The organism is Cognatundibacterium squillarum (assembly GCF_014652435.1).
GTDB classification, from domain to species: domain Bacteria; phylum Pseudomonadota; class Gammaproteobacteria; order Burkholderiales; family Burkholderiaceae_D; genus Undibacterium; species Undibacterium squillarum.
Window position 1 is genome coordinate 71,404 of record NZ_BMYU01000007.1, and the last position, 26,708, is coordinate 98,111.

General features: G+C 55.1%; 26 protein-coding genes. 6 read left to right on the forward strand and 20 right to left on the reverse strand.

Annotated elements, in window-relative coordinates; genetic code table 11:
• Positions 1-216: 216 nt before the first annotated feature.
• Positions 217-1,455 (forward strand): hypothetical protein, encoded by a 1,239-nt coding sequence (locus IE092_RS13760; RefSeq protein ID WP_189357775.1) that lies wholly within the window; start codon positions 217-219, stop codon positions 1,453-1,455.
• A 99-nt stretch (positions 1,456-1,554) separates the two neighbouring features.
• Complete coding sequence (locus IE092_RS13765) at positions 1,555-2,940, forward strand: tetratricopeptide repeat protein (RefSeq protein WP_189357776.1); 1,386 nt, start codon at positions 1,555-1,557, stop codon at positions 2,938-2,940.
• Positions 2,941-2,999: 59 nt separating this feature from the next.
• Here the strand turns inward: IE092_RS13765 and IE092_RS13770 are convergent, their stop codons facing one another.
• From IE092_RS13770 to IE092_RS13795, 6 genes are all read right to left on the reverse strand, one after another.
• The gene (locus IE092_RS13770; RefSeq protein ID WP_189357777.1) at positions 3,000-3,968 is read right to left on the reverse strand and encodes a DUF4062 domain-containing protein; all 969 of its coding nucleotides are present in this window, start codon (positions 3,966-3,968) and stop codon (positions 3,000-3,002) included.
• Positions 3,969-4,122: 154 nt separating this feature from the next.
• On the reverse strand, positions 4,123-5,091 hold the full coding sequence (locus IE092_RS13775) for a lysophospholipid acyltransferase family protein (protein WP_189357778.1): 969 nt from the start codon (positions 5,089-5,091) through the stop codon (positions 4,123-4,125).
• A gap of 38 nt (positions 5,092-5,129) precedes the next feature.
• Positions 5,130-5,843 carry a hypothetical protein gene (locus tag IE092_RS13780; RefSeq protein WP_189357779.1) on the reverse strand — a complete coding sequence of 238 codons (714 nt, stop codon included), beginning with the start codon at positions 5,841-5,843 and terminating at the stop codon, positions 5,130-5,132.
• Entirely contained in the window at positions 5,843-7,024 is a 1,182-nt protein-coding gene (locus IE092_RS13785) for a hypothetical protein (RefSeq protein ID WP_189357780.1), read from the reverse strand. Before IE092_RS13785 ends, IE092_RS13780 begins: the two co-directional genes overlap by 1 nt.
• A gap of 244 nt (positions 7,025-7,268) precedes the next feature.
• Positions 7,269-7,424 carry a hypothetical protein gene (locus tag IE092_RS13790; protein ID WP_189357781.1) on the reverse strand — a complete coding sequence of 52 codons (156 nt, stop codon included), beginning with the start codon at positions 7,422-7,424 and terminating at the stop codon, positions 7,269-7,271.
• A 270-nt stretch (positions 7,425-7,694) separates the two neighbouring features.
• Positions 7,695-8,045, reverse strand: coding sequence for a GlpM family protein (locus tag IE092_RS13795; protein WP_229793180.1), 351 nt, complete (start codon positions 8,043-8,045; stop codon positions 7,695-7,697).
• Positions 8,046-8,254: 209 nt separating this feature from the next.
• On the opposite strand from IE092_RS13795, the gene IE092_RS13800 reads away from it, so the two are divergent.
• Positions 8,255-8,668, forward strand: a complete 414-nt coding sequence (locus IE092_RS13800) for a hypothetical protein (protein ID WP_189357782.1) — start codon at positions 8,255-8,257, stop codon at positions 8,666-8,668.
• 17 nt (positions 8,669-8,685) lie between these two features.
• On the opposite strand, the gene IE092_RS13805 is transcribed toward IE092_RS13800, so the two are convergent.
• From IE092_RS13805 to IE092_RS13860, 12 genes are all read right to left on the reverse strand, one after another.
• Entirely contained in the window at positions 8,686-9,222 is a 537-nt protein-coding gene (locus IE092_RS13805) for a GNAT family N-acetyltransferase (RefSeq protein WP_189357783.1), read from the reverse strand.
• Between the two features lie 16 nt (positions 9,223-9,238).
• Complete coding sequence (locus tag IE092_RS13810) at positions 9,239-9,859, reverse strand: HAD family hydrolase (protein ID WP_189357784.1); 621 nt, start codon at positions 9,857-9,859, stop codon at positions 9,239-9,241.
• Positions 9,840-10,382 carry a hypothetical protein gene (locus tag IE092_RS13815; RefSeq protein WP_189357785.1) on the reverse strand — a complete coding sequence of 181 codons (543 nt, stop codon included), beginning with the start codon at positions 10,380-10,382 and terminating at the stop codon, positions 9,840-9,842. Before IE092_RS13815 ends, IE092_RS13810 begins: the two co-directional genes overlap by 20 nt.
• Entirely contained in the window at positions 10,379-10,930 is a 552-nt protein-coding gene (locus tag IE092_RS13820) for a GNAT family N-acetyltransferase (RefSeq protein ID WP_189357786.1), read from the reverse strand. The genes IE092_RS13815 and IE092_RS13820 overlap by 4 nt, the downstream gene beginning before the upstream one ends.
• A gap of 140 nt (positions 10,931-11,070) precedes the next feature.
• Positions 11,071-11,286 (reverse strand): hypothetical protein, encoded by a 216-nt coding sequence (locus tag IE092_RS13825; RefSeq protein WP_189357787.1) that lies wholly within the window; start codon positions 11,284-11,286, stop codon positions 11,071-11,073.
• A 152-nt stretch (positions 11,287-11,438) separates the two neighbouring features.
• Positions 11,439-11,897, reverse strand: a complete 459-nt coding sequence (locus IE092_RS13830) for a hypothetical protein (RefSeq protein ID WP_229793181.1) — start codon at positions 11,895-11,897, stop codon at positions 11,439-11,441.
• Positions 11,898-12,184: 287 nt separating this feature from the next.
• The gene (locus IE092_RS13835; protein WP_189357789.1) at positions 12,185-12,451 is read right to left on the reverse strand and encodes a hypothetical protein; all 267 of its coding nucleotides are present in this window, start codon (positions 12,449-12,451) and stop codon (positions 12,185-12,187) included.
• Positions 12,451-12,636 carry a hypothetical protein gene (locus IE092_RS13840; protein ID WP_189357790.1) on the reverse strand — a complete coding sequence of 62 codons (186 nt, stop codon included), beginning with the start codon at positions 12,634-12,636 and terminating at the stop codon, positions 12,451-12,453. The genes IE092_RS13835 and IE092_RS13840 overlap by 1 nt, the downstream gene beginning before the upstream one ends.
• Positions 12,637-12,770: 134 nt before the next feature.
• Positions 12,771-16,058, reverse strand: a complete 3,288-nt coding sequence (gene icmF, locus IE092_RS13845; RefSeq protein ID WP_189357791.1) for a fused isobutyryl-CoA mutase/GTPase IcmF — start codon at positions 16,056-16,058, stop codon at positions 12,771-12,773.
• 197 nt (positions 16,059-16,255) lie between these two features.
• Positions 16,256-17,530 (reverse strand): diguanylate cyclase, encoded by a 1,275-nt coding sequence (locus tag IE092_RS13850; protein ID WP_189357792.1) that lies wholly within the window; start codon positions 17,528-17,530, stop codon positions 16,256-16,258.
• 200 nt (positions 17,531-17,730) lie between these two features.
• On the reverse strand, positions 17,731-21,297 hold the full coding sequence (locus IE092_RS13855; protein ID WP_229793182.1) for an indolepyruvate ferredoxin oxidoreductase family protein: 3,567 nt from the start codon (positions 21,295-21,297) through the stop codon (positions 17,731-17,733).
• Positions 21,298-21,556: 259 nt separating this feature from the next.
• Positions 21,557-21,850, reverse strand: coding sequence for a hypothetical protein (locus tag IE092_RS13860; RefSeq protein ID WP_189357793.1), 294 nt, complete (start codon positions 21,848-21,850; stop codon positions 21,557-21,559).
• Positions 21,851-22,185: 335 nt separating this feature from the next.
• Between IE092_RS13860 and IE092_RS13865 the strand changes: the two genes are divergently transcribed.
• The 3 genes from IE092_RS13865 to IE092_RS13875 are packed head-to-tail and all read left to right on the forward strand — an operon-like array spanning position 22,186 to position 25,274.
• Positions 22,186-23,553, forward strand: coding sequence for a pyridoxal-phosphate dependent enzyme (locus tag IE092_RS13865; protein ID WP_189357794.1), 1,368 nt, complete (start codon positions 22,186-22,188; stop codon positions 23,551-23,553).
• Between the two features lie 9 nt (positions 23,554-23,562).
• Positions 23,563-24,720, forward strand: coding sequence for a trans-sulfuration enzyme family protein (locus tag IE092_RS13870; protein ID WP_189357795.1), 1,158 nt, complete (start codon positions 23,563-23,565; stop codon positions 24,718-24,720).
• Between the two features lie 8 nt (positions 24,721-24,728).
• The gene (locus IE092_RS13875; RefSeq protein ID WP_189357796.1) at positions 24,729-25,274 is read left to right on the forward strand and encodes a class I SAM-dependent methyltransferase; all 546 of its coding nucleotides are present in this window, start codon (positions 24,729-24,731) and stop codon (positions 25,272-25,274) included.
• A gap of 9 nt (positions 25,275-25,283) precedes the next feature.
• Here the strand turns inward: IE092_RS13875 and IE092_RS13880 are convergent, their stop codons facing one another.
• Both IE092_RS13880 and IE092_RS13885 read right to left on the reverse strand, forming a co-directional pair.
• Positions 25,284-26,216: a LysR substrate-binding domain-containing protein gene (locus tag IE092_RS13880; protein WP_189357797.1), complete on the reverse strand. Its 933-nt coding sequence runs from the start codon at positions 26,214-26,216 to the stop codon at positions 25,284-25,286.
• 3 nt (positions 26,217-26,219) lie between these two features.
• On the reverse strand, positions 26,220-26,666 hold the full coding sequence (locus IE092_RS13885; RefSeq protein ID WP_189357798.1) for an Lrp/AsnC family transcriptional regulator: 447 nt from the start codon (positions 26,664-26,666) through the stop codon (positions 26,220-26,222).
• Positions 26,667-26,708: the final 42 nt, after the last annotated feature.

Genomic DNA, 26,708 nt, shown 5'->3' on the forward strand with positions numbered 1-26,708 from the left:
TTTCTGCCGACGACCGCCGGATCGCTGTGCTGAACACCGCATTCAGGCTGATTTCGGACGTTTTTGGACGTTTTCAAACATTACCCAGCACCTCGGTCTGCGTTGCTGAACGCGGCTGACCGGTCCGCAACGTTGCCGGCAACGTACAGCGGGGCTTTTACGCCCGTCCCGCCATCGATTACCATCAGGGATTCCGCCTGTACCTGCTCAGCCAATATGCATCCGAATCCGCGTTCTGAATCATCTTCCGTGCAGTGCATCACACCGGTGTGGCTGCGCTACCGGCATTTGCTCTGCGGCGTATTTTTCATACTGATGTGGTGCGCCGCACTGCCTGCACAGGCTGCCGCTCAGCCCGCCGCCCCCGACAGCCCTGCGATGCAGGCACTGAACGCCGCACCCGGCTGGATTGATGGCATGATCAATGATGAACCGGCGACGATGCTCAGCTTCTGGGGTTATCCTGAGCAAGCTGGCAAGCTGCGCCGCACCATGCTGCTGATGCACTGGCAAGCGGCGCAGACAGCATCGCGCGCGTCATTACCCGCCAGCATCGCTGCAATCCAAACACAGTCACTGCCGCAACCGGCGCTGGCCGAACTGGGCAGCGCTTACCGGCAGGCACTGGAACAAGCGCTGACACCTGATCTTGCATCGCTGCCATCTGCGGCAGCGGTAACGCGCGGCATGCGCTGGCGTATGCGCATTGCCAGCAAATCACCATTAACGCTGGCAATCCACACCGGTACGCAATTACGGCTGCAATGGACTGCGACGGAATGGCTGGCACAGTGTGCGTCACCACCAAAACACAGTGCTCCGGAGACAAGCGTCGCGATTGCAGCAAACGGAAACGGCATGGTGGATTGCGAACTGTTGCAGGCCAGCGGGCCGGTACCGGCAGGAACACCGCGTCTGCAATGGCAGGCACCCGTCTGGCGTGATGATCTGGCGCTGCGCACGGCAGCAGATCAGCTGAGCGCAAACCCGCCGCGCCCCACGCTGAACGACCGGTTTTTCCGTTGCGGTGATCTGGGTAATTGCCAGTCATTACCGGCAGCGGAAAATACTGCAACGGCTAAACCGGCAACGGCCGAACCCCATCCGCTGGCGGTCGATAACACAGCGCCGGAACGTCCGGTACCGTTGCGTGAAATGCAGGCTGCTAACCAGACGCAACCGGTTTTGTCTTTGCAAGGCTGGTTGAATGTATGGCTGTTCTGCCTGCTGATCGTGACCTGGTACGCCCGCACTGCCGTGCCCGGTACGCTGGTGGTGCTGGCCGGCGGACTGGCTGCCAGCTGGAATGTCTGGCAATACGGCATGCACATGCCGCGTGACAGTATGGCACCGTGGTTCATTCTGTTACTGGCGCTGGGCTTAGGCATACTGACCCTGCTTGCCTGCTTTCTGTATGCAACAGCAATCGCCTTCTGGAAACAGCGCTTCAGATAAATACGCCGAATCTGCGTCCGGCAGCGACGTGTACACCGCACACTGCGCTACTCATTCCGTCTGCTGGACAAGCCGCAAAACCCGCTCCTACAATGGGGCATGCAAACTGATCTCTCTACACCGAACAATGCAGCCGCGCTGACAGCGCTGCATGCCGAAGCTGAAGCCTTGCTGTCCCGCCAGCAATGGCAGGCTGCCGATACTGTATATCAGCAGATTCTGTCTTGCAGTCCGCTGGATGCAGTGGCGTTGTGCAACCGCGCTTATTGCCTGGAACACTTGCAGCAATTGCCTGCCGCTGTTGAACATTACCGGCATGCATTGCAGCTGATGCCGGACGAAGCGCGGATCGCCAGCAATCTGGCTGCGGTGCTGATACGGCTGGGACAGTGGCAGGAAGCAGAAAACGCCTGCCGCCACGCACTGGAAAACGATGCGGGTTGCGTCAGCGCATGGAGCAATCTTGGCATGGTGCTGGCTTGTCTGCGGCGCGAAGTGGAGGCGGAATCCTGTCTGGAAACGGCGCTGTTACTCGATCCGCAGCACCGGCTGGCAAGCTTTAATCTGAGTTATCTCTGGCTGCGTCAGGGACGCTGGCAAAGCGCATGGCCCTTGTATGAGCAGCGTCCGTGGCTGCCGGATTTGCCGTCTGATTTACCGCGCTGGCAGCGCGGCGATGCGCTGCACGGCAAACGCATACTGCTGGTGCAGGAAGGCGGCTATGGTGATGTGATGCATATGCTGCGCTATGTGAAAGCCCTGCGCATCCTGAGTGGCTGCGGGATCAGCCTGCTGTGTGAACCGGCTTTGCAACGCTTACTGACCGCTTTGCCGGAACTGGATGCGGTGTATATCAGCCACAGCGAACCTGATCCGCAAGCCTATGACGTCTGGCTGCCGGTACTCAGTCTGCCGGTGGTGTTTGATACCCGCAGCAATGCGATACCGGCACCGGTGCCGTATCTGTTTGCGGATGCACAAGAGACTGCTTACATGGCAGCACAATTGCCGCCGCGTGCAGCCGGTCAACCCCGCATCGCTCTGGTCTGGCAGGGCAATACCGCGTTTCATAATGATGCGGAACGCTCTTTACCGTCGGTGCAGACATTGGCATCCCTGATGAACAGCACCCGCGCACAGTGGTTCAGCCTGCAGACCGGCGCTGCCGCAGCGCAGGCCGACAGTCTGCCCGCTCTGATCCGCGCCGATCATTTACTGCATGACTTTGCGGCCACTGCGGCGGTGTTGCGTCAGCTGGATGCGCTGGTCACGGTAGATACGGCGATTGCGCATCTGGCCGGTGCGATGGGAATTCTGTGTGCGCTGCTGTTGCCGGAACGAATGCCGGACTGGCGCTGGCTGCAGCACAGCAGCACAACCGGCTGGTATCCGGCAACCCGTTTATGCCGCCAGCAGACTGCAGGTGACTGGGACAGTGCACTGACACAGGCAGCAGACTGGCTGCAAACGCTGGCGGCTGCCTGATCCAGAAACAAAAAAGCAGGCCGCGGCCTGCTTTTTTTAATGTGTACACACTATCCGTGTCAGGATTTTTTCGCCGCCTGTTTCTGGCTGCGTATGGTTTCCATCAGAATCAGCTCAATACGACGCACCTGCTCAATCGCCTCTTCCAGCTCCAGTTTCGCACCTTTGGACAAAGCCGATGCAGCAGGCATGGTATTGCTGACCAGAAGATACTCCAGCACTTCTTTCAACACCTTGTCTGTCACCCGGGTCGTCAGCGCAGGCTGAACTTTGTCACGGAAGAAGATAAAGCGCGGTTCGGTCAGATCATAGCGAGACACTTTGACTGCCGGCTTCGGCGCTTTTTCCTGAGCGGCCGCCGGCTTACTCTCTGCAGCGGGCGCTGGCGACACAACCGGCTCAGGTGCCGGCATCACTACTGGCGCGGCGGCAACCGGTGCGACTGAAACCGGCGCAGGGGCAGGCGCTGGTGCCGAAGCAGCAGCGACCGGTACAGGAGCAGGGGCAGCAGACGGCAGGCTTTGCTGCATACCGGCATACGCGGACGGCGCATTCAGCACGCTGTCCGGCAGCGGAATATTCACACCCAGCAGGCGGCTCAGTTCATTGGCAATTTTGCCAGTCAGATCAGCGCGGGATTCAAAAAAGCGGATTTCGTGCTGCAGACTGATCTGCGCTTTCAGATCCGCCAGACGCAAACCGGCAGGGCCGGTGTCCGCGTGTTTCGGCAGTATCCAGTGCTCATCTTCATCCATCAGAAATACCAGCGTCGGTACTGAATACAGTTGCGCCTCTTCGTATTCCAGCTGCACCAGCGATTTTCCGGAATCCGGATCAACATTGCCCAGCGTCATGCCGAACACCACAATACAGACTTTGGAAGTCCGCACCAGACGCAAACGTTCTGCGACCGGAGTGTCAGGAAATGTCAGCGCCAGTTGCAGACCGGCGCCGGTCAGGGTGTCACCGATTTCTTTCCGGTGTGCGGCCAGATCAAACGGGGTAGAACTCAGAAATACGGTTGTCATGCAGGGTCCCCACAGAGTTTGCTCAGTCGGCTGCCAGCCATCCGCTCGCGCGGTGGTCAGGATGCAGTAATCTGCTCAGTATAACCCCGTCAGAGAACAGCGGTGAGACCTGTGTTGATCAGGATGAAAAGCAATGTTCCCCGCATGCAACAGATCAGAGAATTTGCTGCAATTCAGGAAACTGCTGCAGCAATCCCGGAACACGCCGGACGCGATCGCGCATTTTTTCCGTGAGGCCCTGACCAGGGATATCCTGCGTAATCTGCGCCAGTCTTTCCCAGTAATGCCAGTATTCCGGCTGTGCCTGCACCCGCGCAGACACCGAACGGAACAAGGCACACATAATGGCAAATTCATGCTGGCGTTCATCACTGCCGCTGAAATCTTCCGGTAACAGGGGCGCATCCAGCCAGATATGTGCGCCAAACTTGTCCGAAGGCCAGCTGTAGGCAGGAATAATCATGGCCTGATTTTTACGTGCCAGATACGCCGTCCCCGGCATCACCCGCAGATAACGGTCGAGAAACGGCACGAAACCGGTCTGCCGGATATCCTGATAGACATCCGGGAACATGGTCAGAATCTGGCCCTGTTTCAGCGCACGTACCGCTTTCGCCAGTCCGCGCGGATTGTTGTACAGCACTTCGATATTCGGCTGTGAGTTCAGTAAATCGAAAAAAATGGCATTGGCGGCGTTATTTGCCGGATCGTCATAGAACACATTGATGATTTTATCCGGCAGGCTTTGTGCCAGCGCGAGGCTGCCGAACGCAAAACTGCCGAAATGCGGTGTCACGATGATGATGGGTCGCTGCTGTTCGCGGATCCAGTCCCAGCTGACTGCACCACTGGTCTGAATCAGCGGCCGCCAGTCACGCTGCGGAAACAAGCCGGCATAACGCCTTAATAAATCGCTTTGCAAACGCGCACGCTGTACCTGCCGTAACCAGGATTGTCCGGGCAGTAAATCCTGCACCGGTGCAGGAATATTGTTTTGCAAAAATCTCCCGAGCTGCCATTTTTCTGGAAACAGTGGTTCCACATAAGGCAATACATTCGCCGCGCGGTAAGCCATGCGCAGTGTGGCTGCCTGTAACGGAACCAGCATACGGATATTCTTCATTTGCATCTTCTGTCTATCCTGTTCACTCTGCCTGCCAGTTATGTTCCGTTTGCCGCGGATGCGCGCTGCACACTTCCTGTCTGCCTGAGTTGCAAAGCCTGCAGTAAGCTGCGATGTGACGGGTCATCCTGTCGCAACAGCGATTCACGCAATACGCATTCCAGCAAGCGCATTTCATCTGCCAGCAAGATTTGTAACTGTTCCGGATTTTTGCAGGCGAAGGTGTGTTCCGCTTCCCAGTCCGGCAGCGGGATACTGATTTCATCCATGAAGGCCGGATACACAGTATCGGCATACACCGGAAAACGGTCAGGCTGAAAGGCCGGTAAGGTCATGTCGATTGCCTGCAGTGTCAGGCGTCCGGGGTGTGCCGCACAGATGCGGAAAACCGGTGGCCGGAAACGCTGAAACAGTAAAAAATCAATCGCTGACAACATCAGTTCGCGCGAGCCATCCTGCCACGGAATAAACGACGGACCGCTGCCGTTTAACTGATCCTGCAGCACAATGACCGGCCCCGGCAGGCTGTCTTTTTCGCGCAGACTGCGGATAAAACTGGCAGGCCGTAGTATCAGCGGTGCCAGCACGCCTTGTTCTTTCTGTTCCCACAACTGACTGCCGATCACGATGACGGGTGGTTTGACTGCACGCAACCACTGCCACAAGCGTGTAGTGGAGCTGGCGATAATCAGTGCAGGGCCGGCATCCGCAATCTGCTGATGCAACGCCTGCATCCAGGGAGGCTGACGCATTATGACTCCTTCACAACAGAAACCATGCTGCGTGCCAGTCGCAACGCAGTCATCATAGCAATCACACTCAGCAAGATCAGCAACAGCGCGTGTCCGCTGATGGCGAGCCAGTCGGTTTCCGGCAGAGCAAACCCGTGCGTCAGCGCTGCCATTTGTATGCCGGTCATGTTGCCGTAAAACAGAATCAGATTTCCGAAAAACAAACCGGCAAGAGCGACAAAGGCAAGCAGGCTCAGGCGCATTTTTCTTGAAGGCGCGGCAACACCGGAGCGAGGTTGCAGACTCTGCACCCAGCACCGGCTTTCCGTTAACAGTTGCTGATGCAGATTAGGTAATTTCAGTGCATCCGACAGCATCCAGTAGCCATCGAATTTCATTACCGGATTTAATGTATTCAGCATCATGGTTGTGGAAATCCAGATAGCAGCAAGCACCGTCGCATCTGCGCTGTTGCGATACCAGAGACTGAGTCCGAGCACATACACTGCCTGAAAATATAAGCCCCCGGCATCGACTGTCACGCGCTGCCAGCGGGTCAGCCGCCACGCATCATGCACTTCCGCATAAAACACAGGCCAGAACCAGTACACACCGATGCCGATACCTTGTTGCCTGCCGCCAAAGCGCTGCGCCGCCGCGCAATGTCCGAGTTCATGCAGCAGTGTGCCGCTCAGCCCCAGTGCGAGTGCCAGACCCCATTGCGTCTGATGCCAGTCGGTACCATGGCCGTGCCAGTGAGTGAAGATCAGCCACATGCTGCTGATCAGAAAACAGCCCAGCAACACAACTGCCACCGGTATCTGAAATAAGAATTGCAAAGGCCGCACAATCAGGCTGACCCATGCCGACGGTAAAAAATGCCAGCGCAGCCAGAAAGGGTGTCGCACCGGACTGTCTGCCCATAAACCACCGGGCAAAGCCAGAATTTGTTGTTGCAGCGATATTGCGTCGCAATCGACCGCATGCTGCTGTTGCATCGCCAGTGCCAGTGCTTCGTAACTGGATTGCGGCTGCTGCAGCAAACGCAGCAGACTGACGGTGATCTGATCGGCGAGAAAATAACGCTGCCCGGCAATAATCATCATTTTGTCGGGATAACCAAGCTCAGCCGCACTCTGAAATTCAAGGTCCGGTCTGAGTACCGGAAGATTGCCTGGTAACTGCTCTGTGTAGGTCGACATACCGATTCGCCCTTATTCACGACATTCCGGAGGCACTGCAACAGAATGTCCTGCTGCATCTGCTGTACAAACTGCGACATGCTGCGTGTGCATGCATGCTGTCTGATCCTGAACAACTTCCGGATAAAACTGACCCGGCAAAAAAGCCGGGTCAGATTTTTTTCGCTGCGTATTCATGCTTTCTGAAACGGTGTTAACCGGTGCTCAGGTCAGCCCGAAACGCCTGCTTTCCGCCGACTGAAAATCAGGCAGGAGAGCAGGTAGAAGTGCAGGAGGAAGAACCTTTAGCCGCTTCCATTTCAGCACCGGATGTATCGATCATCGAACCGTCCGGCATTGCTACCATTTCCATTTCAAAACGGGATTCCAGTTCCTGCACTTCAAAAGTTTGCTTGGTCATGTTGTGTCTCACTTTATCGTTAAATAAGAGCTGCGCATGCAGCCACCTCCGCCGGAAAACGCACCCTGATTGCAGTATCGTTGACCGGATACCGGTGAATAACTTCACCGATTCTTTGCAAGGCATGCATCAACACGCCCGGTAAGAAACATCGTATAGCGAATCTTTCTGACCAGCCATGCACGGAACAAGAGTTAACAATATGAAATAAGCATCATTTCACAAAAGCAATAATATGAATAAAAAAATTGATTTACTGCATATAAAAAATTATGCGATGCCGCGCAGGAAGCTCCATATCCACAATAATATAGCGGCCGCCAGTGCCCAGATCAGGGTGGCGCATGCCAGCACCCAGGGCAAACGTAGTTTGTCTGCCAGCAGAAATACCGTCAGCAAATACAAGCCGTAAGGCAGCAGGGAAGCCAGTCCGAACAGCGCTGTTTCGCGCAACGCCACAGCGCCGCGTTCGCTGGCCACCAGCACATGCGCGATCAGTGCGAAGGTCGGAAATAAGGGAACCAGTCCGGCCAGATACACATAGCGCGTGCGGGAGACCAGACTGATCAGCAGCACAGCGGCCGCACCCAGCAGCGATTTCAGGAACAGGGAAAACATCATGTTTGCGGCCTTGATTGCCGCCCGAAGCAAAACAATCAGCTTATCAGCCCTGTTCCGCCTGCCGTATTGTGGAAGTTGCTTAGATGAAAGTCGTGAAAATTACCCCGTGCTGTCTGACAAATCTGCACCTTACTGCTTTCATTTCCATAAAAAGCTTGCAAACCAGCACAATCACTCGCTAAGCCACCATTACCTGCGAAGGAAAGAAGATGAAATCATGGGCATCTCTTCTGTTCACCAGCCTGAGCCTGCTGCTGCCTGCTGCCAGCTATGCAGGCAGTGTGTGCCAGTCTTTGTGTACTTCGGAGAAAAAAGCATGCATGCGTGAAGCAGATCAGGATGCCAAAGCCGTGGTTGATCCGCTGATTCCGAAAACAACTGGCAGTTATCCTGCGAAAAATCCGAATCAGTTGCAGCAAACACCGGTGCTGGAAGCGCGTCAGCAGCGTGACGATATTTATCGCAAAAGTCTTGCGGAAAATGTCAGGCAATGCGATGTGCAGCAAGGTCAGTGTCTTGATGCCTGCAGCCGTTCTGCCGATGCAAGCGACAAAGACAGCGATAAGAGTATTGAAAAATATTTAGAAAAGAAAAAACTGCCGTTGCAGCAAAAAGAAAAATAAGCCGCCGGATCGCAGTGTCATACTGCGCGGCAATCCAGCGCCATAAACATCCAGTGCGGCGCTAATACGGGCGGCACTTCGGAACCCGGATAAGCCGCGCAGGGCGTAAAGCCAAGATGCCGGTAAAGCTGCTGTGCTGCCTGCATAAACGGACCGGTATCCAGACAAATGCGCTGCGCACCCTGTGCGCGGGCTTGTTGTATCAGCTCACGTAATACGGTGGCTGCAATGCTTTTGCCACGCACCGCCGTTTGTAAATACACACGTTTAATTTCAAAGTCACCATTTGCCAAGCGTCGCATACCGGCTGTACCGGCAAACTGATCCTCATGCCGGATCAGATAAAACCAGTGTTCCGGTGGTGTGTGCACACACAATTCTGCCTGCATTTGCTGAATATATGCATCCACAGTCATGCCGAGTAATTCCTGCGGATGTATCCCGAGATCTTGTTCTATATGCTGCATGATCCAGGCAAAGTATTCACGCTGCAATTGCAGTATCACAGACTGATGCTCAGCTGCTGCGGCAATTAACTGAAACGATTCTGACATGTTGCTCTCCTCTGCTTCAGACTGGCACACCCAGTGCTGCCAGCTGCGTTCGCGTGCCATCCCAGCCCTGCACTTGCCATGCGCACCAGCCAGCAGCCTGTGCAGCATGTACATTTTCTGCCATATCATCAAAAAACCAGATCTGCTGCGGTGCGCGCTGCAACTGCGCGGCCGCTGCATCAAAGATGCCTCTGTCCGGTTTCATGATGCCTAACTGATGCGAAGACAGGGCTGTATCAAATACCGATAAGCTGTCTGCGAATTTTGACCAGTGCAGCGCATTCGAGTTACTCAGGCAAGCCAGCTGATAATGCGGGCGCAGCGCGTGCAGGGTTTCTGCCACGCCTGCATAGAAACCTTCCGGCCAGCGATAAAATTCCTGTAAGAACTCACTGGCGCTGATGGACAAACTCCATTCCTGTACAAATGCCTGCGCAAATTCGTCTGCGCTGCATAAGCCCGACTCAAAGCGCCGTATCACACTGGAATGCAGCCAGCGCTGACGCAGTACGCTCAGGTCCTGTCCCGCTGGCAGCAGTGCAGGTAAGCCGGTGAATACCGCATTGCGTATCAGTACACCGCCCAGATCAAAACACAGGCAGGGTCTTAATCTGCGCTCATCGTTTTCCATATTCATTTTTCTCACCTGCAGAAAAAAGGACCGACAGCGTCACCGGTTTGGACGGGCACTGCATCGCTCCTGCTTGCTGACGGTAACGCGCCATGGCCTGTGCTGCCTGTTGCTGCTCGTCGGCATTCAGTGCACGGTAACCACGGCCGTAAGGCCAGCCATAGCCCCAGCGGAAGCTCGTGTTTAACGCCGCATCGCCACCAACGCGCACACCGTTGTACATCATCTGTGCCAGTTGCGGGCTACCGGATTTGTTTTGCACACCTTCCCGCAGCGCGATATCGGCTTGCAAGCGTTCCTCCTCAGTACCGCCGCGCCAGTAAGCCACATCGTGCTGCACACAGCAATCGCACCAGTCCGGTGTGCCGCCGGGTGCACGGTCCGGGAACAGGCTGCAGCCGTCCGTCGTAAATTCCTGAATACCGGTGGTGGTTTTTGCCGAGGTTTGCGGTGTGTTCTGTGCGATTGCAGGACCCGTCATAAGCAGCGCCAGCATCATGGCTGCCATTTGTTTTTTCGAACTGATCATGATTGCTTTGCATCAGCGTTGTGCACGCTGGCATATAAACGAAAATCTTGAGAAACGCCGCGTACCATGCGGAAATTTCTGAGCACGCCTTCGAACTGCATGCCGGCTTTTTCGATCACACGAATAGATCGCAGATTCGATGGCAGCACCGTCGCCTGCACACGGTGTAAATGTCCTTCCTGCAGCGCCCACTGTAAAGCCGCCTGTGCGACAGCCGTGGCAAGGCCGCGCCCCCAGTAATCCGGATGAAAGTCATACGCCAGTTCTGCCGTGCGGTTCAGCGCAGATACCGTATGAAAACCGACAGTTCCGGCGAGACGTCCGCTGCTGTTGTCGATGACAGCAAAGCGGCGCGGTGCATCCGGCAGATTGCTGGCGAACGCCTGCAGCGATGGCAGTAAATCGTCAGGTTGTTGCACATTCCAGCTGGTGTGCTGCCAGACTGCCGGTAAACACAGATAGTCATACCAAGCTGACGCATCCGTCAGCTGCATACGCCGCAGGCTGAACCCGGGAGACTGTAATAAAGGAAGAGAATCAGGAAACATGGCATGTCATTGCATAGCTGGAAGAATGACATCATAGCAGCAGAGAATCCTGCGCAAAGAAGGAAAAAAGGAAAGCCGGCAACGCGAACTGCCGTTGCCGGTTTGCCAGGAGAGTACGGTAGGTAAAATTGCTGATGCGCTTAAGACAGTCTGGCAGATTGCCCCTGAGACTGGCTGGCGCGTATGCCTGCATCATGCGATTGCGTCAGGCCAAACAACAAACCCAGATGCAAACCGATCAGCGCAGCCTGTGGCGCCAGGCCGCTGCTGTAACCGATTGCCGCACCGGTTACGGCACCGCCAACCGCACCGGCGATCAGCATTTTCCATTGAATCTGATGAAGAACAGCGCGCATGAAAAACTCCTGAATCGTGCAAAGCCGTATCACGGCAATGTAATCAGATTACGCTGCTCTGCGTGCGTTGCTTTGCGCCGCCGCAAACACCGGCCTGCGCTGTTGCAAGGCCGCCATACGGATTTGCGCTGGCGCAAATACCGGTGAAGAGCTTAACCGGCCTGCGGCGGCAGCATGTCTTGCTCCAGCGCTTTCAACGCCAGTTGACGCATACGCTGCTTCACAATCTGACGCCGGATAAAGCGCCAGCACAAGACCCAGGCCAGCGCCGGAAACAGGATTTTTGCGCCCTCATACTTGGCAAAACCCAGCCCCACCGCATACGCCAGAAATACCGCAAACCAGCCCAGCATCGCCAGTCTGACGCGCCAGTCCGTACGGATTGCTTTTTCTGCCTGCTGATACACATCCGCCTGGGTGGCTTCATCCAGTTTCTTCAGCGCGTGCAACTGATACAGCTTCGGTACTGCCGCCGCGTAAGGGAATTCACGAAACGCAGCGGACGACGGCTCGCGTTCCAGCATGATATCCGCCACTTTTCCGGCGGTTTCCGGATTGATTGCAGGCGCTGGCGTATCGCCGGATTGTTCTGGCTTGTTCGGGGAGGACATCGGATTCACCACTGAAAATTTCACAGGCCGCCATCATGCAGCAGCCCGCCAGCCCCTGCAAGCCTGCGCACGGCGCTGCCAGCGTTCAGACGCTAAAATCGCACCAAAATTGTGCAAAATGCGGTGTTCAGCACAGCACCCCGGCGGTCGTCGGCAGAAAGTCTGGCTGTCCGGAAATAGCAGATGCGGAGTTCTGCACAAAGTAGCCAGTGAAAAATAAAAAACCATGCATCTGTCAGGATGCATGGTGAGCGGAAGGCAAAGTGAAAATTGTGCCAGGCGCCGGTTCAGCGCGGGTCTGACGGGTAGCGTGGCCAGCGGATAAAGGCGAAGGTCCACAGCATCGGAATGATCATGCCGGGGATCAGGGCGGGCAGCGCCCACCATGCGGAGAAACCGGCTTTTCTGAGTGTCGGAATGCACAGTAAGGCCGGAATGATCTGAAAGATCAACATGCTGCACAAAACCATCAGGAAAACCGGCACTCCCATAATCGCCAGCATACCGGCCACCAACCCCACAGTGACCTGAAACTGTTCTAACAGAGCTCCCATCAGCGCAACCCTCCGTTTTCCGGATTCGCAGGCCACTGGCGGAATGCAATGATCGCCAGTATCAGGCCGAACCCTACGACGGGAAACAGCAATAACAGCAGGACAGCAGGGCTGGTTGCTGTACGCTGGCAAATGCGCCATAGCGGAATGCCGAGGATGAAATACATGAGTAAGGTTACCAACATCAGATTCTCCTTATTTAGCAGCGGTGATCAGAAATTCGGATCACACAGCTTCAGCATCGCATCTTGCCAGAAAAAGTGATAAAAAAACCATGCCGCTTTGCAGGGGCATGGTTTTCGGGGCTGAATCGTCTGAATTACATATTACGACGATACTGACCGCCGACTTCAAACAGTGCCGTGGTGATCTGACCGAGTGAGCAGACGCGGGCGGCATCCATCAGAACGGCGAACACGTTGTCATTGTTGATCACGGCTTGCTGCAGTGTTGCCAGTGCCTGCGGTGCGACATCGGCGTGGCGTTGCTGGAAGTCTGCCAGACGTTGCAGCTGCGATTGTTTTTCTTCATCGGTGGAACGGGCCAGTTCAATCTTCTGCGGTGCATCACCGGCTTTCGGATTGCGGAAGGTGTTGACGCCGATGATAGGCAGCGTGCCATCGTGCTTCAGGTGTTCATAGTGCAGCGATTCTTCCTGAATTTTGCTGCGCTGATAACCGGTTTCCATCGCACCGAGCACACCGCCGCGTTCTGCGATACGTTCGAATTCCTGCAGCACGGCTTCTTCCACCAGATCGGTCAGTTCTTCGATGATGAAGCTGCCCTGATTCGGGTTTTCATTTTTCGCCAGACCCCATTCGCGGTTGATGATCAGCTGAATTGCCAGCGCACGTCGTACCGATTCATCGGTTGGCGTGGTGATCGCTTCATCGTAGGCATTGGTGTGCAGGCTGTTGCAGTTATCGTAAATCGCGATCAGTGCCTGCAGCGTGGTACGGATATCGTTGAAATCGATTTCCTGTGCATGCAGACTGCGGCCGGAGGTCTGAATATGGTATTTCAGTTTCTGGCTGCGGTCGTTCGCACCGTATTTGTCGCGCATTGCCACCGCCCAGATACGGCGGGCCACGCGGCCCAGTACGGTGTATTCCGGGTCCATGCCGTTACTGAAGAAGAACGACAGGTTAGCCGCGAAATCATCAATGTGCATGCCGCGTGCCAGATAGGCTTCCACAAAGGTGAAACCGTTCGACAGTGTGAACGCCAGCTGGGAAATCGGATTCGCACCGGCTTCAGCAATGTGGTAACCGGAGATCGATACCGAGTAGAAATTCCGCACCTGATTCTGTACGAAGTAAGCCTGAATATCGCCCATCACTTTCAGCGAGAATTCAGTCGAGAAAATACAGGTGTTCTGGCCCTGATCTTCTTTCAGAATATCGGCCTGCACCGTGCCACGGACGTTTTTCAGTACCCATGCACGGATTTGCGCGGCTTCTTCTGCGGTCGGTTCGCGGCCTTTTTCAGCACGGAATTTATCCATTTGCTGATCAATCGCGGTATTCATGAAGAAGGCCAGAATGGTTGGCGCCGGGCCATTGATCGTCATCGATACCGAGGTTGCCGGATCGCACAGATCGAAACCGTCGTACAGCACTTTCATATCGTCCAGCGTTGCCACAGACACACCGGAGTTACCGATTTTGCCGTAGATATCCGGACGAATCGCCGGATCTGCACCGTACAGCGTGACCGAGTCAAACGCGGTCGATAAACGCTTGGCAGGCATGCCCTGCGATACCAGCTTGAAGCGGCGGTTGGTGCGGTAAGGATCGCCTTCACCGGCAAACATACGGGTAGGATCTTCACCTTCGCGTTTGAACGGGAACACACCGGCGGTGTAAGGGAAAGAACCCGGCAGGTTTTCCAGCATCAGCCAGCGCAGAATTTCACCGCTGTCCTGATAACGCGGCAGCGCAACTTTGCGAATGCGGGTGCCGGACAGGGTTTGCGAAGTCAGGCGGGTGCGGATTTCCTTGTCGCGGATCAGCACCACATGTTCATCACCTTCGTAGGTTTTCTGCAGTTCAGGCCAGCTCATCAGCAGCGATTTGGCTTCTGCGCTCAGATGGTTGTCACGTTCTGCGATCAGGTTTTCCAGTGCGCTGTCGCTGGCTGCGTGACCGGCTTCTGTCAGCATACGGCGGCTTTCCTGCAATTGCTGGCGCTCACGCGCAATGCGCGATTGCTTCTGTACGGTTTTGTGATAGCCGCGCACGGTGTCGGCGATTTCTGCCAGATAACGGCTGCGTGCCGGTGGCACGATCACATTGTTGCCGCTGGAGAAGCGCACGGACACCGGTGCCAGACGGCTGCTGCGGGTTTGCAGGCCACGCTGTACCAGCGCAGGCAACAAGCCCTGATACAGCGCTGTCACGCCGTCATCATTGAAGCGCGATGCCTGTGTACCAAACACCGGCATATCTTCGGGACGCTGAGTCCACAGTTCGCGGTTACGCTGATATTGTTTAGCGACGTCGCGCAGTGCATCCTGTGCGCCTTTGCGGTCGAATTTATTGATTGCCACGAAGTCGGCAAAATCCAGCATATCGATTTTTTCCAGCTGGGATGCGGCACCGAATTCCGGTGTCATCACATACATCGATACATCCACATGCGGCACGATCGCGGCATCACCCTGACCGATACCGGAAGTTTCGACGATCACCAGATCAAAGCCAGCCACTTTGCAGGCTGCAATCACATCCGGCAGCGCCTGAGAAATTTCAGAACCGGCTTCGCGGGTTGCCAGCGAGCGCATAAACACGCGCGACTGACCGCCCCACGGATTGATCGCATTCATACGGATGCGGTCACCGAGCAGCGCACCGCCGGATTTACGACGGGAAGGATCAATCGAAATCAGTGCGATGTTCAGGCTGTCATCCTGATCCAGACGGATACGGCGGATCAGTTCATCGGTCAGCGAGGATTTACCGGCACCACCAGTACCGGTGATACCCAGTGTCGGTACGGCAGAAGTTTTTGCTGCAGCATGTAATTGCTCACGCAGTTCAGCACTGACTTTACCGTTTTCAAGGGCGGTAATCAGTTGCGCCAGCGGACGGTGACGTGCCGCCAGTTCACCTTGCTGCAGTACATCCAGTTGCTGCGGCGCATAGCCGGACAAGTCACTGTCGCAAGCCTGAATCATGGACAGAATCATGCCGACCAGCCCCATGCGCTGACCATCTTCCGGACTGAAAATACGGGTCACGCCATACGCATGCAGATCCGCGATTTCTTCCGGCACGATCACACCGCCGCCACCGCCGAAGACTTTGATATGTGCGCCGCCGCGTTGTTTCAGCAGGTCGATCATGTATTTAAAGTATTCGACATGGCCGCCCTGATAGCTGGAAACCGCAATCCCCTGCGCATCTTCCTGCAGTGCTGCAGTCACGATATCGTCCACGGAACGGTTATGGCCAAGGTGGATCACTTCCGCGCCGTTCGACATCAGGATACGGCGCATGATGTTGATCGAGGCGTCGTGGCCGTCAAACAGGGAAGCTGCGGTCACAAAGCGCACTTTGTTCGCAGGTTTGTATTCGGTGAGTTTCTGGACTTCGGACAGGTTAGTCATGTATGCCTCAACAAAATGGACAGGCGGCTGTACCTTCTGGGAAACAGCATCCTGCAGAATAACGTGCAGCTAAGTTAGCTGACGTTAACGTTAACGTCAATTAAAAATCGTGCCTGTAGCGGCCACTCACAGAAATCCGTTGCAGCCTCATGAGCCGCCGCGTTGTCTGCCATGTACCGCAGGCAATTTCTGCAGACTCAGAACCGGCTGATAATCCGGTTACGGCCCGTCTGCTTGGCCTGATATAACAACTGATCAGCTGCATGTATCAATTGCTGTAAATCGGTTTCCTGCTCACGCCGCACGCAGCCAATACTTACCTGCACCGGGTGCGCACTGCCATCGGGCATCTTCAGCGGCACATCCTGCTGCCACTGACGAAATTCTTCCAGCCTGCGGGCAACTTCACGGTTTTCAGATGCTGCAAACAACACAACAAACTCTTCCCCTCCGAAGCGGCCTACCAGATCTTTGTGAAAGGTTTCCTGCAGATGTGCCGCCGTCTGACGCAGAGCCTCGTCGCCATACTCATGACCGCATACGTCATTGATACGCTTAAAATGATCAATATCGATCACGGCAAGGTGTAAATGCTGCATCTGACTGATGGTCTGACGGAACAATTGATTACCCTGTTCAAAAAAATAGCGCCGGTTATACAAGCCGGTCAGATAATCACAGATCGCTGCCTGACGGTTACTTTGTATCAGATCCAGCATGTCCAGATTCTGACTTACCCGGCACAACAGTTCTTCATAGGAAAAAGGCTTGGTAATAAAATCATTCGCGCCGTGTTTCAGAAACTGCGACGACAATTTGCCATTGCCGGTACCGGAAAGCCCGATCACTGCCAGATGTTCCTTTTTACGGAATTTACGCACTTCGGCAGTAAATGTAATGCCGCTCATGCGCGGCATTTCATGATCAGTCATTACCAGACTGATCTCCGGATGCGAACGCAGTAAAGATAATCCTTCCTCGCCATCACCCGCCAGCACAGCCGTAATCCCCTGTTGCTGCAGATAGCTCTTCAGGATCTGCCGCGACGCCGCCGAATCATCAACTATCAGCGCCTTCACTGCCCGGTTTTTGAGCAACCGGTGAATCAGCCCCAGTACGTAGTCAAACGCGGAAATACTGTCTTTCAGCACATAATCCACCACCCCGCGCCTCAGTAATTCCTGCCTTAATTCCTCAGAGAACTTACCGGTCATCGCGATCGCCGGGATGCCGCATGCCTGTACTGCATCCACGATATCGACACCACTGGCATCCGGCAAATGCAAATCGCAGACTGCAACCCGGATTGCTGCACCGTGCTGCTGCAGGTATTCACGGGCCGCAGCCAGCGTTTCTGCTTTCAGTACTTTACAGCCCAGCCGCTGCTGCAACAAACTGGCCAGCATCTGAGAAAAAATCCTCTGATCTTCAATCAGTAAAACCAGATCTGCTTCCGTTATAGGCTTGCGCATAGGTCATCGTATGAATGAGTCACACCGGCACGCGGCGGCAGCGTGCTGAAGATGAATTCAGCAGCTGCGCTCGCATCACAGCAATAGCTTACATACTAACAAACTTGCACGACAGCACAATGTCTGCCTTGTTACGCTGGTTATAAATGCCAACTTGTTTCACAGTTTGTTCACGAACGACACCAGGCCGTTTGTCCCGATCAGGCTGATTTCTGTTGCGCCCCATATTGCAAGGCTTGCAAGCGTGCACGGTATTCGGCTACGGCTTTCTCTTTCACATGGCCGAAACCACGGATCATTTCCGGCAGACTGGCAATTGCCACTGCCTGATCCAGCGTTTCTGCGGTCAGACTCTGCAGCAAGGCTTCGGTCTGTGCAAAATACTCCGCAATCAGCGCACGTTCCATACGGCGTTCTTCGGTTTTGCCGAAGATATCCAGTGCGGTACCGCGCAGGCGTTTACCTTTGGCCAGCAAACGCAGTACGCCGAACATCCATGAACCGTAACGTGCTTTGATCAGGCGACCCTGCGCATCTTTTTTCGCGAACAGCGGTGGTGCAAAATTGAATTGCACGCTGAATTCACCGTCGAACTGTTGTTTCAGTTTTTCTGTGAAATCGCCATTGGTGTACAGGCGTGCAACTTCGTATTCATCTTTGTACGCCATCAGCTTGTACGCATTGCGCGCGACAGCCATGCTCAGGCGCTCGCCTTTGCCGAGTTTCTGTTCTGCAGCACGCACTTTTGCCACCAGCGTGGTGTAACGCTCTGCGTAAGCAGCATCCTGATATTCACGCAGAAAATCCGCGCGGCGGGCGATGACTTTTTCCAGACTCAGTGGCATTTGCACCACCACACTCTGAGTTGGCAATGCGATTTTTTCCACTTTTGCCAGATCCACTGCGGCACGGCGGCCCCAGGTGAAGGCTTGTTTATTGGCTTCAATCGCCACGCCGTTCAGTTCAATCGCACGCAGCAAAGCAGCTTCAGAAACCGGAATCGCGCCCTTCTGATACGAGAAGCCGAGCATGAACAGGTTGGTGGCAATCGAGTCGCCCATCAGCGCGGTCGCCAGACGGGTTGCATTAATGAAATCTGCGCGGCCTTCGACGGAATCGCTGATCAGACGCTCGGTGGAATCGAGCGGGAATTGCCAGTCCGGATTTTTCGCAAACGCGCCGGTAGGCTGTTCATGTGTATTAATCACCGCACGGGTACGGCCTGCGCGCATTTTGGAAATCGCATCATGCGCACCGGCAGTCAGGATATCGCAGCCAAGTACCAGATCGGCTTCACCGGTGGCAATACGCTGCGCGCGCAAACGGACAGGGTCCTGAACGATGCGGATATGCGAAGTCACGGACCCGTTTTTCTGCGACATACCGGTCATATCCAGCACCGATGCGCCCTTGCCTTCCAGATGCGCCGCCATGCCCAGCAAAGCGCCGACGGTAATCACACCGGTACCGCCGATACCATTCAGCAGAATATTGTAAGACTGCTCGCAGGCTGGCAAAGCCGGTTGCGGCAGCACACCGAAGTCATCGCCACGGTTGCCACCGGTTTTGGTTTTGCGCACTTTGCCGCCTTCAACGGTGACAAAGCTCGGGCAAAAACCTTTAACGCAGGAGTAATCTTTATTACAGGAAGACTGATCGATCACACGCTTACGGCCGAATTCGGTTTCCAGCGGCATCAGCGAAGTACAGTTGGATTGCGCACCGCAATCGCCGCAACCTTCACACACGGCTTCGTTGATGAACAGACGCTGATTCGGGTCTGGGAATTCACCTTTTTTACGGCGGCGGCGTTTTTCTGCCGCGCAAGTCTGATCGTAGATCAGCACGCTGCAGCCTTCGATTTCGCGCAATTCACGCTGTACCGCATCCATATCTTTGCGGTCATGCAGCGTCACCATCGCTGGTAAGGCGGAACGGTCGGTGTAGCGGCTTAAATCTTCTGTGACCAGCGCGATACGTTTCACGCCTTCCGCTGCCATTTGCTGCGCCATCATCGGCACGGTAATGGTGCCATCCACCGGCTGACCACCCGTCATCGCAACGGCATCGTTGTACAGAATTTTATAAGTAATATTGACACGCGCAGCTACCGCAGCGCGAATTGCCAGATAACCGGAGTGGAAATATGTACCATCACCCAGATTCTGAAATACATGCGGAATTTGCGAGAAAGCTGCCTGACCGATCCACGGCGCACCTTCGCCGCCCATATGCGTTGTCAGTTTATTGTGTTCAGGATAAATCGCGGTTGCCATCACGTGGCAACCGATACCGGCCAGCGCCAGACTGCCTTCCGGCACTTTGGTTGAGGTATTGTGCGGACAACCAGAGCAATAATAAGCGGGACGCGCCGGTGTGCTGACTTGCTTGCGCAGCACTTCATCTTTTGCTTCGAGGAAAGCCAGACGTGCTTTGATCAGATCACTGGTATGGAAACGGGCAATACGGCCGGCGATTACACGCGCAATTTGCGCGACCGAGAAATCCGCTTTGGATGTCAGCAGCCATTCGCCGCGCGGATGCACCCATTCGCCTTTTTCATCGAACTTACCAATCACACGCGGACGCACGTCATCGCGCCAGTTATACAATTGTTCTTTCAGCTGGTATTCCACCATCTGACGTTTTTCTTCGACCACCAGAATTTCATCCAGACCCTGCGCGAATTCGCGGATGCTGTCCGGTTCCAGCGGCCATGGCATCGACACTTTAAACACGCGAATACCAATATCGGCAGCGCGCTGTTCATCAATACCGAGTTCCTCCATCGCTTCCAGCACGTCCAGATAAGACTTACCGGATGCAACAATACCGAGTTTCGCATGCGGGCTGTTGATGGTGGTGTGATTCAGTTTATTCGCACGGGCATAGGCCAGCGCTGCATAGATTTTGTAATCCTGCATCAGCGCTTCCTGCTTACGCGCCTGCACACCCAGCGTATCCAGCGACAAACGGGTATTCAGTCCGCCTTCCGGCATCACGAAATCTTCGGGATAAACAATTTTCAGGCGGAAAGGATCAGCATCGACCGAAGCAGTGGATTCCACGGTATCGGCCAGCGCTTTAAAGCCGACTGCACAACCGGAGAAACGCGACATTGCCCATGCATGCAAGCCCAGATCCAGATACTCCTGCACATTGCACGGATACAGCATCGGAATCATACAGGCGGAAAAAATATGGTCAGACTGGTGCGGCAGTGTCGAGGAATACGCGCCGTGATCATCACCGGCAACCAGTAATACACCACCGTACTGCGCCGTACCGGCGTGATTCATATGCTTGAATACGTCGCCGCAACGGTCCACACCCGGGCCTTTGCCATACCACATGGAAAAGACGCCATCATATTTCGCGGGGCCAATCAGCCCCACGGTTTGGGTACCCCAGACTGCGGTCGCAGCCAGATCTTCATTCACACCCGGCACAAACTGAACATGGTTTTGCTCGAGTAATTTTTTGGTTTTCCACAATGTCTCATCCAGACCACCCAGCGGCGAACCGCGATAGCCGGAAATAAAACCCGCTGTATTCAGCCCCATCGCCAGATCACGCTGACGCTGTATCATCGGCAGGCGTACCAGCGCCTGAATACCGGACAGGAAAATCGTGCCTGAGTTGGATGTGTATTTATCATCCAGGCTGACATCATTCAGGGCGGGGGAAGTTTGAACGTCAGCAGTTGCGCTGACAGGGACGGACGCGGACGAGAGTCCAGCAGACTCCATCTTGGTGTCGGTTGACATAGTGGCTCCAAAATTTGTGATTTTTGATCGCAAGGAACATGCGTTGCGTCCGGTAAGACACAAGTTTGCTCGTCACCTGTAACGAGGTATCGCTTACAGGCGGATTGCGGTGGCTGTGATAGCAGCCATTTTATTGGAATCCGGCACATTTATCGATAGCAGAACGCTATCGGGCGTTGTACAAAGCCGAAAGCGTTGTACGCAGCGCCCTGAGGGAGGGTTGCCCGGACTCCAAAGAGATCAAAGAAAGTTTTCGAAATTACCGCTGCAGCACTTTCCCGACTTCCTTTGAAATCTGCTGTAAGAACAGTCTACCCCTGCAGCCTGTTTTGGAAAAATACAGAATAAAAATAGATATATCAATTTTTCTTATAGCTATTCTGACACCGTGATCTGACGCGCATTTCATCCCGCGCTGGATATCAGATTTGATGCGCAGGAACAACGGAATTTCTTCAACCTGGCAGGCACAGCACGTCTTTTCTAATGCGACACAAAGTTCCAATAACAGGTCCGGCAATGACCGCGTTACAGCTTTAATCGGAATTTGCATGTTGATCTTCAGTTTTATTCGTTCCGTTCATGCCACTCCATTAATTAGCATATTAAAAATCCAAGCAAGCCTGCATCTCCGTTTGGCACAGGACTTCTGCATGACTTTTTTCCGAACCGGCTGTCACTCTGAGTCTGATACTGAATATGCGCACTGACACTTCAGCCTTTTTTATTAACGGCAATCTGCCCTTCCGCTCCGCGATGCAATTCGCGTGTACACCGGCGTCCTGTTGACGCTGCTTAGTGCTTTATCTTCTTTGATTCCTACAGAGCACGCTGCATCGACAGATGGTGCGAGTGGAATCCGCTTATTAATTTACATTTAATACAATTATGTCTGATCAGGATCCTGTACTCCGTTTAATCGGAAACACCCCGCTCGTCCGTCTGACCCGTATTGATACCGGTCCGTGCGAACTGTATGTCAAACTGGAAAGCCAGAATCCCGGTGGCTCCATCAAAGACCGTATCGCACTGGCAATGATTGAGGCTGCTGAAGCCTCCGGCCAGCTGCAACCGGGCGGTACGATTATCGAAGCGACCGCCGGCAATACCGGCCTGGGTCTGGCACTGGTTGCGGTTCGTAAAGGTTATCGCCTGCAACTGGTGGTGCCGGACAAAATGAGTACCGAAAAAATCCAGCAACTGAAAGCCATGGGTGCAGAAGTGATTCTGACCCGCTCCGATGTTGAGAAAGGTGATCCTGCTTATTATCAGGATCTGGCGAAACGGCTGGCCGATGAAACACCCGGTGCTTTCTATATTGATCAGTTCAGCAATCCGGCCAATCCGCAGGCCCATGTGGAAACCACAGGCCCGGAAATCTGGGAGCAAATGGAACAGCGGCTGGATGCGATTGTCACCGGTGTTGGTTCCTGCGGCACGCTGACCGGCCTCAGCCGTTATTTCGCAGCGACAGCACCGGAAGTCGGCTTTGTGCTGGCAGATCCGCAGGGTTCGATTCTGGCGGATTACATTCAAACCGGACGCTTTGGAAAAGCCGGCAGCTGGCGCGTGGAGGGTATCGGTGAAGATTTCATTCCGCCAATGGCAGATTTTTCATCGGTACGTGAAGCTTACAGCATCAGCGATGAGGAAAGTATCCACACCGCACGCACCTTGCTGGAACAGGAAGGCATCCTTGCCGGTTCGTCCAGCGGAACGCTGGTGGCTGCAGCACTGCGTTTCTGCCGCGCCCAGAAAACGCCGAAGCGCGTTGTGACCTTTATTTGCGACAGCGGCAATAAATATCTTTCTAAACAATTTAATGATAACTGGCTGACCGATCAGGGCTTGCGTCCGCGTGTTCGCCATCATGATCTGCGCGATCTGATCATGCGTTCTCACGCCGATGGCGAAACCGTCACAGCCCGTCCTTCCGAAACACTGGCTGATGTGTACCGCAAAATGCGCCGGCACGATATTTCGCAGTTACCGGTGATCGAAGGTAAAGACACGCTGGTCGGCGTGATTGACGAATGGGATGTGCTGAACGCCGTACGGGTCAGTCATGCACAGTTCTCGCAACCTGTGCGCAGCGTCATGACGACCGATTTGCTGACACTGGCACCGGATGATTCGCTGGAAGACCTGCTCAGCCTGTTCCGCAAAGACAAAACCGCTCCGGTCGTACAAAACGGCCGTTTTCTGGGTCTGATTACCCAAACCGACGTACTGAATTACTGGCAGCGCCAGAACTGAGGAGAAATCATGCAACACCGCGATACTCTGTTTGTCCATGCGGGCTATACACCGGATGCCACCGGTGCCGTGATGCCACCGATTTATCTGAGCTCTACTTACGCACAGCCTGCACCGGGCGAACACACTGGCTATGAATACGGCCGCAGTGGCAACCCCAGTCGTGCTGCCTTAGAAAAAGCACTGGCAGAACTGGAAGGTGGCCACACCGGACTGGCATTCGCCTCCGGTCTCGGTGCGATGACGACGGTACTGGAATTGCTGGAAGCCGGCAGTGAAGTTGTGACCATTGACGATTTATATGGTGGCGCCTGGCGTTTGTTTGAGCAGGTGAAAAAACGCAGCAGCAACCTGAATGTGCGCTATGCACCACCGGATGATCTGGACGCGATTAAGCAAGCCATCACACCGGCAACCCGTCTGGTCTGGCTGGAAATGCCGACCAATCCTTTACTCAAACTGCCGGACATCGCAGAAATTGCCCGTATTGCCCGTGAAAACGGCGCACTGACGCTGGTTGATGCGACCTTCTCGACACCGGCGCTGTTACGTCCGTTTGAATGGGGTGCGGACATCGTGCTGCACTCGCTGACGAAATACCTGAACGGTCACTCCGATGTGATCGGCGGCGCGCTGATCATCAAGGATCCGGCGCTCGGCGACAAACTGCGCTGGCTGCAAAATGCGGTCGGTGCGGTGTTATCACCGTTTGACAGTTTTCTGGCCTTGCGCGGCCTGCGCACGCTGGGTCTGCGCATGCAGCGCCACAGTGAAAGTGCGCTGCATATCGCTGGCTGGCTGGCAGAACAGCCGGAAGTCGAAAATGTGCTGTACCCGGGTCATCCGTCCCATCCTCAGCATGCACTGGCTAAGAAATATCTGCCGGACGGCAGCGGCGGCGTCTTATCGGTACGCTTACGCACCGATGCGGAGGGAGTGAAACGCTTCACGCAAGCCTTGCAGGTATTCACGCTGGCAGAAAGTCTGGGCGGCGTTGAAAGCCTGATCAACCATCCGTGGTCGATGACTCATGCCGCTATTCCGGAAGCATTACGACGTGAAAAAGGGATCGGGCCGGACATACTGCGTCTGTCAGTCGGCATCGAACATCCGGCCGATCTGATCCGCGATCTGGCGCAGGCGCTGAAAACGCTGCAAGCGGGATGAGTCACTGCATGCTGCCGTTCATACAAGCCTTACTGCGGGCACCGGCAGAAGTAGGTGCGGTGCTCCCGTCCTCCCGTCATCTGGCACACGCGATGGCGCAGGTCGCAGCAGCCAGCGACCGTGGCGGAAATTTGCTGGAAATCGGTGCGGGCAGTGGTGCACTGACCCGCGCCTTACTGGCCCGGTTCGGGCGTGAGCGTTTAAAAGTTGTGGAATGTTCACCGCCGCTGGCCAGTGTTTTACGTCAGCGTTTTCCGCAACTGACCGTACTCGAACAACGCGCCGAGCAAGTGCTGAATACAGCGGCGCTGCATGCAGACCACTTGCTGGTGGTTTCTTCACTGCCATTCAAATCCCTGCCTTTACGTCAGGCAAGGCGTGTTGCCAAAGCGTATCAGGCGCTGGTGATGCAGGGTGGCAGTGTGGTGCAGTTCAGTTACGGACGGCGACCGCCGTTTCCGGTCTCTGCAGGATTGCCGCTACGCTGGCAACCGCAGTGCCGGGTCTGGCGTAATCTGCCGCCGGCAACGGTCTGGCAATTGTGCCGTGCCTGAATAATGCGCTCAGGTCAGCAGACGGACATCCGGCCATGCGCCGCTGCTGACCAGTTGTTGCGTAACATCCTGTACCCGCTTGGCTACCGCTCTCGCAGCATTTGTTAACGGAATATTTTTAGATGAACACAAACTGACAGTCCGGCTCAGTGTTGCATCGCTGACCGGCACTGCCACCATTTCACCGCGCTGAATTTCCGGCAGCAATGGTGACACCGGTAAGATGGTTGCACCCATATCCGCCAGCAGTGCCGACTTCAGAATCGCAATCGAGGTGATTTCGATCACCTGCTCTGCGGACATCCCCTGTTCACGCAAGACCTGCTCGATGCGCGGACGCACACCGTGCTGCAGACTGGGCAGAATCAGCGGTGCGCGCACAACCTGTTCCAGCCTGATCGATTTCCGCTTGCAGGCAAATTGCGAACCGGCACGCGTGATATACATCATGTCTTCTTCCACCAGCGGCTGCGTGTGGAAGCCGGATAACTGGCCGTCATCAAACAGAATCGCCAGATTCAGACGACCGGACCGTAACTGTTCAGTCAGATTGCCGGTCAGCTCTTCGGTCAGCTGAAACGTAATATCCGGATAGCTTTCGCGCACGGCTTTCAGTAACGGAAACGCCAACGCTGCCGACACACTCTGCGGAATACCAAGCTCCACCGTGCCACTCGGAGAATCGGTAATCTGAGTGACGGCACTGCGCGCATCGCTGATTTGTTTCAGGATGGCTTGTGCATGTTCATAAAAAATCTTACCGGCTTCGGTGGCCTGCATACCTTGTGCGGAACGGTGCAGTAATTGCGTACCGAGTTCCTCCTCCAGCGACTGTATCTGCTGCGTCAGTGCCGGTTGCACAATGTGCAGCACCCGCGCTGCCCGCGACAGTGAGCCGTGATCCACAATCGCAACGAAATAACGCAGCTGGCGGATTTCCATTGCTTACCCCGCAGGCCGCACGGCGCGGCGTTCTACCGACGACGACAGAATCAGCGAAGTCGATGTGACACCGCAGCGCGCCAGTCCGGCAATCACGCGCTCCAGTTCGCGCACGCTGGTCGCAATCACTTTCACGATCACGCAATCCTCGCCGGTGATTGCATGGCATTCAATCACTTCCGGCATCTGATCCACAATCTGCAGCACCGGCACGTCGCTGGAGCGGGTGGCGATGCGCACAAATGCGGTGATGCCGTAGCCCAGCGCTTCCGGATTCACGCGCGCATGGTAGCCGGTGATCACGCCCGCACCTTCCAGCCGGCGTATGCGTTCTGCCACGGCGGGCTGGCTCAGGTGAATGCGGCGTCCGATTTCAGCGAGGCTGACACGGGCATCATCCTGCAAAATATCGAGGATACGGGCATCCATCAGGTCGAGTTCGATTTTCATGGTAAACCTGCCTTTTTTCATTTGCTTTCAAAGAAATGTACC

Bases quoted from the DNA above. Each gene is read 5' to 3' on its own strand.
- IE092_RS13790 (WP_189357781.1), bottom strand. From the start codon at position 7,424: ATGACCAAGCAAACTTTTGAAGTGCAGGAACTGGAATCCCGTTTTGAA.
- IE092_RS13800 (WP_189357782.1), top strand. From the start codon at position 8,255: ATGAAATCATGGGCATCTCTTCTGTTCACCAGCCTGAGCCTGCTGCTG.
- IE092_RS13830 (WP_229793181.1), bottom strand. From the start codon at position 11,897: ATGTCCTCCCCGAACAAGCCAGAACAATCCGGCGATACGCCAGCGCCT.
- IE092_RS13795 (WP_229793180.1), bottom strand. From the start codon at position 8,045: ATGATGTTTTCCCTGTTCCTGAAATCGCTGCTGGGTGCGGCCGCTGTG.
- IE092_RS13810 (WP_189357784.1), bottom strand. From the start codon at position 9,859: ATGAATATGGAAAACGATGAGCGCAGATTAAGACCCTGCCTGTGTTTT.
- IE092_RS13880 (WP_189357797.1), bottom strand. From the start codon at position 26,216: ATGGAAATCCGCCAGCTGCGTTATTTCGTTGCGATTGTGGATCACGGC.
- IE092_RS13855 (WP_229793182.1), bottom strand. From the start codon at position 21,297: ATGTCAACCGACACCAAGATGGAGTCTGCTGGACTCTCGTCCGCGTCC.
- IE092_RS13885 (WP_189357798.1), bottom strand. From the start codon at position 26,666: ATGAAAATCGAACTCGACCTGATGGATGCCCGTATCCTCGATATTTTG.
- IE092_RS13820 (WP_189357786.1), bottom strand. From the start codon at position 10,930: ATGTTTCCTGATTCTCTTCCTTTATTACAGTCTCCCGGGTTCAGCCTG.
- IE092_RS13840 (WP_189357790.1), bottom strand. From the start codon at position 12,636: ATGTTGGTAACCTTACTCATGTATTTCATCCTCGGCATTCCGCTATGG.
- IE092_RS13835 (WP_189357789.1), bottom strand. From the start codon at position 12,451: ATGGGAGCTCTGTTAGAACAGTTTCAGGTCACTGTGGGGTTGGTGGCC.
- IE092_RS13825 (WP_189357787.1), bottom strand. From the start codon at position 11,286: ATGCGCGCTGTTCTTCATCAGATTCAATGGAAAATGCTGATCGCCGGT.
- IE092_RS13870 (WP_189357795.1), top strand. From the start codon at position 23,563: ATGCAACACCGCGATACTCTGTTTGTCCATGCGGGCTATACACCGGAT.
- IE092_RS13765 (WP_189357776.1), top strand. From the start codon at position 1,555: ATGCAAACTGATCTCTCTACACCGAACAATGCAGCCGCGCTGACAGCG.
- IE092_RS13805 (WP_189357783.1), bottom strand. From the start codon at position 9,222: ATGTCAGAATCGTTTCAGTTAATTGCCGCAGCAGCTGAGCATCAGTCT.
- IE092_RS13865 (WP_189357794.1), top strand. From the start codon at position 22,186: ATGTCTGATCAGGATCCTGTACTCCGTTTAATCGGAAACACCCCGCTC.
- IE092_RS13780 (WP_189357779.1), bottom strand. From the start codon at position 5,843: ATGCGTCAGCCTCCCTGGATGCAGGCGTTGCATCAGCAGATTGCGGAT.
- IE092_RS13775 (WP_189357778.1), bottom strand. From the start codon at position 5,091: ATGAAGAATATCCGTATGCTGGTTCCGTTACAGGCAGCCACACTGCGC.
- icmF (WP_189357791.1), bottom strand. From the start codon at position 16,058: ATGACTAACCTGTCCGAAGTCCAGAAACTCACCGAATACAAACCTGCG.
- IE092_RS13850 (WP_189357792.1), bottom strand. From the start codon at position 17,530: ATGCGCAAGCCTATAACGGAAGCAGATCTGGTTTTACTGATTGAAGAT.
- IE092_RS13815 (WP_189357785.1), bottom strand. From the start codon at position 10,382: ATGATCAGTTCGAAAAAACAAATGGCAGCCATGATGCTGGCGCTGCTT.
- IE092_RS13770 (WP_189357777.1), bottom strand. From the start codon at position 3,968: ATGACAACCGTATTTCTGAGTTCTACCCCGTTTGATCTGGCCGCACAC.
- IE092_RS13760 (WP_189357775.1), top strand. From the start codon at position 217: ATGCATCCGAATCCGCGTTCTGAATCATCTTCCGTGCAGTGCATCACA.
- IE092_RS13860 (WP_189357793.1), bottom strand. From the start codon at position 21,850: ATGCAAATTCCGATTAAAGCTGTAACGCGGTCATTGCCGGACCTGTTA.
- IE092_RS13785 (WP_189357780.1), bottom strand. From the start codon at position 7,024: ATGTCGACCTACACAGAGCAGTTACCAGGCAATCTTCCGGTACTCAGA.
- IE092_RS13875 (WP_189357796.1), top strand. From the start codon at position 24,729: ATGCTGCCGTTCATACAAGCCTTACTGCGGGCACCGGCAGAAGTAGGT.